This window comes from uncultured Campylobacter sp., from assembly GCF_938045595.1.
GTDB lineage: Bacteria > Campylobacterota > Campylobacteria > Campylobacterales > Campylobacteraceae > Campylobacter_B.
Genome location: NZ_CALIBB010000164.1, coordinates 1 through 3,285 on the forward strand (window position 1 = coordinate 1; position 3,285 = coordinate 3,285).

The following is a 3,285-nucleotide window of genomic DNA, read 5'->3' on the forward strand; positions in this document are numbered from 1 at the left end:
AAATAATATAGGGGCGGAATTCGTAAGCGCCTATACCAGCTTCACGCCTACTAGTGTAACTGTTCACAGGGGCAATGTAGTAAGCTACGGCAAGGAAGATATAGCTATCCAAGCTACTGCTCCGGGCCAGGCTACAATACGTATTGAAACTAACCCATGGCTTATCCATACGCCCGCTGGAAATGACAATACTATGTTCACAATAGGAAATGGAGGTGCCTATTCTAATCAGTATTCTGGCGTACCGCAGTATTATAACCCTCTTACTGTCAACACAAGAGCCGCTAAACCTACGGTTTGGGGCGGCGAGGGTCAAGTCAAATCTGGTAAGGAAGATGACGTGGGATCATTCGCTGGCGGTAGTACATCGGATAATAGTACTAGCGACACTTCGACGAATAAACTAGGTACGGGCGATATTCGCGATATTTACAATCAAAAGACCGATTGGTAGTATCTGTGTAAGCTCGTAGCACAAAGGCTAGCCTCCCGGCTAGCCTTTTTTTATGGGCGAAATTTTAGTTTTCTTAGCGACGGATATTTTAAAATTTCGCTTTGCAAATTTTTGCCTAAAAATTCTATGAGATAGAATTTCTTTGAAATTTTAAATTGCGAAATTTTGCTATAAAACTTGGCAGTAAAATTTTACTCATTGAGATTTGTGCGCCGTAACGGCATAGAATTGCGCGCTAATCCCAAGCAGTAGAATTTCAAAGTAAAATTTCGTATGGCGATCCTCCTCCCGTTTATTAAAATTCTCAGCCATCAGCATTGCAATTAGTTTCGCGTAGTGTGATCACGCAAGGCTTATTGTAAATTTTTATTGCGCGAGATTTAATAGTAAAATCTACACTAGGCGAGGTATAAAAGATCTCAGCCACATCCAGGACGCAGAATTCCATTAGTAAAATCTGCGTCCAACTCTCATCCTAAAATTCTATCGCGGCAAAACGCACCGCCGATAAAACTAAAATTCTATCACTCAAAGCCGCTCGTATTTCGCCTTATCCTTTAAAATTTCGTTTCGTAAAATTCCAATCCGGCTAGACCTGCCGTATAAAACCGCTTTATAAATTCAACCTGCTCATTTACCCGTTTTTAAATGAAATTTCGGCACAATGCGGCTTAAAATTTCATCAGGGAAAGCCACTTGAAAACAAAAAATATCAGAAATTTCAGCATCATCGCACATATCGACCACGGCAAATCCACGCTCGCAGACCGCCTGATTAGCGAATGCAACGCCGTCGAGGCGCGCCAGATGAGCAGCCAGATCATGGATACGATGGATATCGAAAAGGAGCGCGGCATCACGATCAAGGCGCAGTCCGTGCGGCTCGAGTACGAGTTTGGCGGCGAGAAATACGTTTTAAATTTGATCGACACTCCGGGTCACGTGGATTTTAGCTACGAGGTCTCGCGTTCGCTGGCTAGCTGCGAGGGGGCGATCCTCGTCGTGGACGCGAGCCAGGGCGTGCAGGCGCAGACCATCGCAAACGTCTATATCGCACTAAAGCACAACCTTGAGATTATCCCCGTGCTCAATAAAATCGATCTGCCCGCCGCCGATCCGCAGCGCGTAAAAGAGGAGATCGAGCACGTCATCGGGCTTGATTGCAGCAGCGCGATCGAGGTCAGCGCCAAAACGGGCGTGGGCATCAAAGAGCTCTTAGAGGCGATAATCACTCGCATCCCCGCGCCCAAAACGGACGACGCCGCGCCGCTTAAGGCGCTCATCTACGACAGCTGGTTTGATAACTACCTAGGCGCGCTCGCGCTTGCGAGGCTCTACGACGGCGTGCTGAAAAAGGGCGACGAGGTCTATATCATGGGTAGCGAGAACCGCCACGAGGTGCTCGATCTGATGTATCCCAACCCGCTTGCGCCCGCCAAAACCCGCGAGCTTAGCAGCGGCGAAGTGGGCATCGTCGTGATGGGGTTAAAAAACGTCGCCGACGTGCAGGTGGGCGATACGATCACTCTTTTTAAAAAACGCGCCACCGCGCCCGTGGGCGGATTTGAGAAGGCTAAGCCCTTCGTGTTTGCGGGCATCTATCCCGTGCAGACCGATAAATTTGAAGATCTGCGCGACGCTTTGGATAAGCTCAGCCTAAACGACAGCTCGCTTAGCTACGAGCCCGAAACGTCGCTGGCGCTAGGATTCGGCTTTCGCGTCGGGTTTTTGGGGCTACTGCATATGGAGGTCGTGAAGGAGCGACTCGAGCGCGAGTTCGATCTCGATCTCATCGCCACGGCGCCGACCGTCACATACGCCGTGTATCTCACGGACGGCTCGTGCGTGCGGATACACAGCCCCAGCGAGCTTCCCGCGCCAAATTTTATCGAGCGCATCGAGGAACCCTACGTCAGGGCAACGATCATCACCCCGAGCGAGTTTTTGGGCAATCTCATCAGCCTTTTGAATTTACGCCGCGGTATCCAAACCAAGATGGATTACATCACGCCAGAGCGCGTCCTGCTAGAATACGACGTGCCGACAAACGAGATCATAATGGACTTTTACGACAAGCTCAAGTCCTGCACCAAGGGATATGCGAGCTTTGACTACGAGCCGATCGATTACAGGCGCGGCGATCTAGTAAAGCTCGACATCCGCGTCGCGGGCGAAGCGGTCGATGCGCTCTCTATCATCGTGCCCGCCTCAAAGGCCGAATCTAAGGGGCGCGACCTCGTCAAAGCGATGAAGGAGATCGTGCCGCGGCAGCTTTTTGAGGTCGCGATCCAAGCAAGCATCGGCAACAAGATCATCGCGCGCGAAAACGTCCGCGCCATGGGCAAAAACGTGACCGCCAAATGCTACGGCGGCGACATCACGCGTAAGCGCAAGCTGCTCGAGAAGCAAAAAGAGGGCAAGAAGCGCATGAAAGCGATCGGCAGGGTAAATTTGCCGAGCGAGGCGTTTTTGAGCGTGCTAAAGATTGATTAAATTTATCGCGCGAGTGATCTAAATTTCATCTTTTGCCGCGCGGTCGTAAAATTCGCTTTTAAATTTTGACGATCGCTAGGGCGGTTTAAATTTAGCGCTCGTCGTTGGGTATGAAATTTCGTCTTTAAATTTAACGATCTCAAGAGGCGATTTAAATTTTATGACTGCACGGCGTTTTAAGCCATATAGCTTGCCGCCTGAGCTGATACATTCGCTGCTACGCGTCGCTTTAAGCTCTAGCACTCACTGCTCGGTCGTAAAATTTCGCCTTTAAATTAGGCTAAAATTTTGCCTTTCAAATTTAACATCCCGTGAGCGGTTTAAATTTTATGTCCGCC

The 3,285-nt window shown here is 49.5% G+C and carries 3 protein-coding genes; 2 read left to right on the plus strand and 1 reads right to left on the minus strand.

From position 1 onward, the window contains the following. Together Q0340_RS06685 and lepA are read left to right on the plus strand one after the other, a co-directional pair. Nucleotides 1-454 (plus strand): hypothetical protein (locus Q0340_RS06685; protein WP_298082662.1); only part of this gene is annotated, 454 nt, incomplete at its 5' end. A 696-nt stretch (nucleotides 455-1,150) separates the two neighbouring features. Further along, complete coding sequence (gene lepA / locus Q0340_RS06690) at nucleotides 1,151-2,947, plus strand: translation elongation factor 4 (RefSeq protein ID WP_298082663.1); 1,797 nt, start codon at nucleotides 1,151-1,153, stop codon at nucleotides 2,945-2,947. A gap of 75 nt (nucleotides 2,948-3,022) precedes the next feature. Here the strand turns inward: lepA and Q0340_RS06695 are convergent, their stop codons facing one another. Next, nucleotides 3,023-3,190: a hypothetical protein gene (locus tag Q0340_RS06695; protein WP_298082664.1), complete on the minus strand. Its 168-nt coding sequence runs from the start codon at nucleotides 3,188-3,190 to the stop codon at nucleotides 3,023-3,025. Between the last annotated feature and the right edge of the window lie 95 nt (nucleotides 3,191-3,285).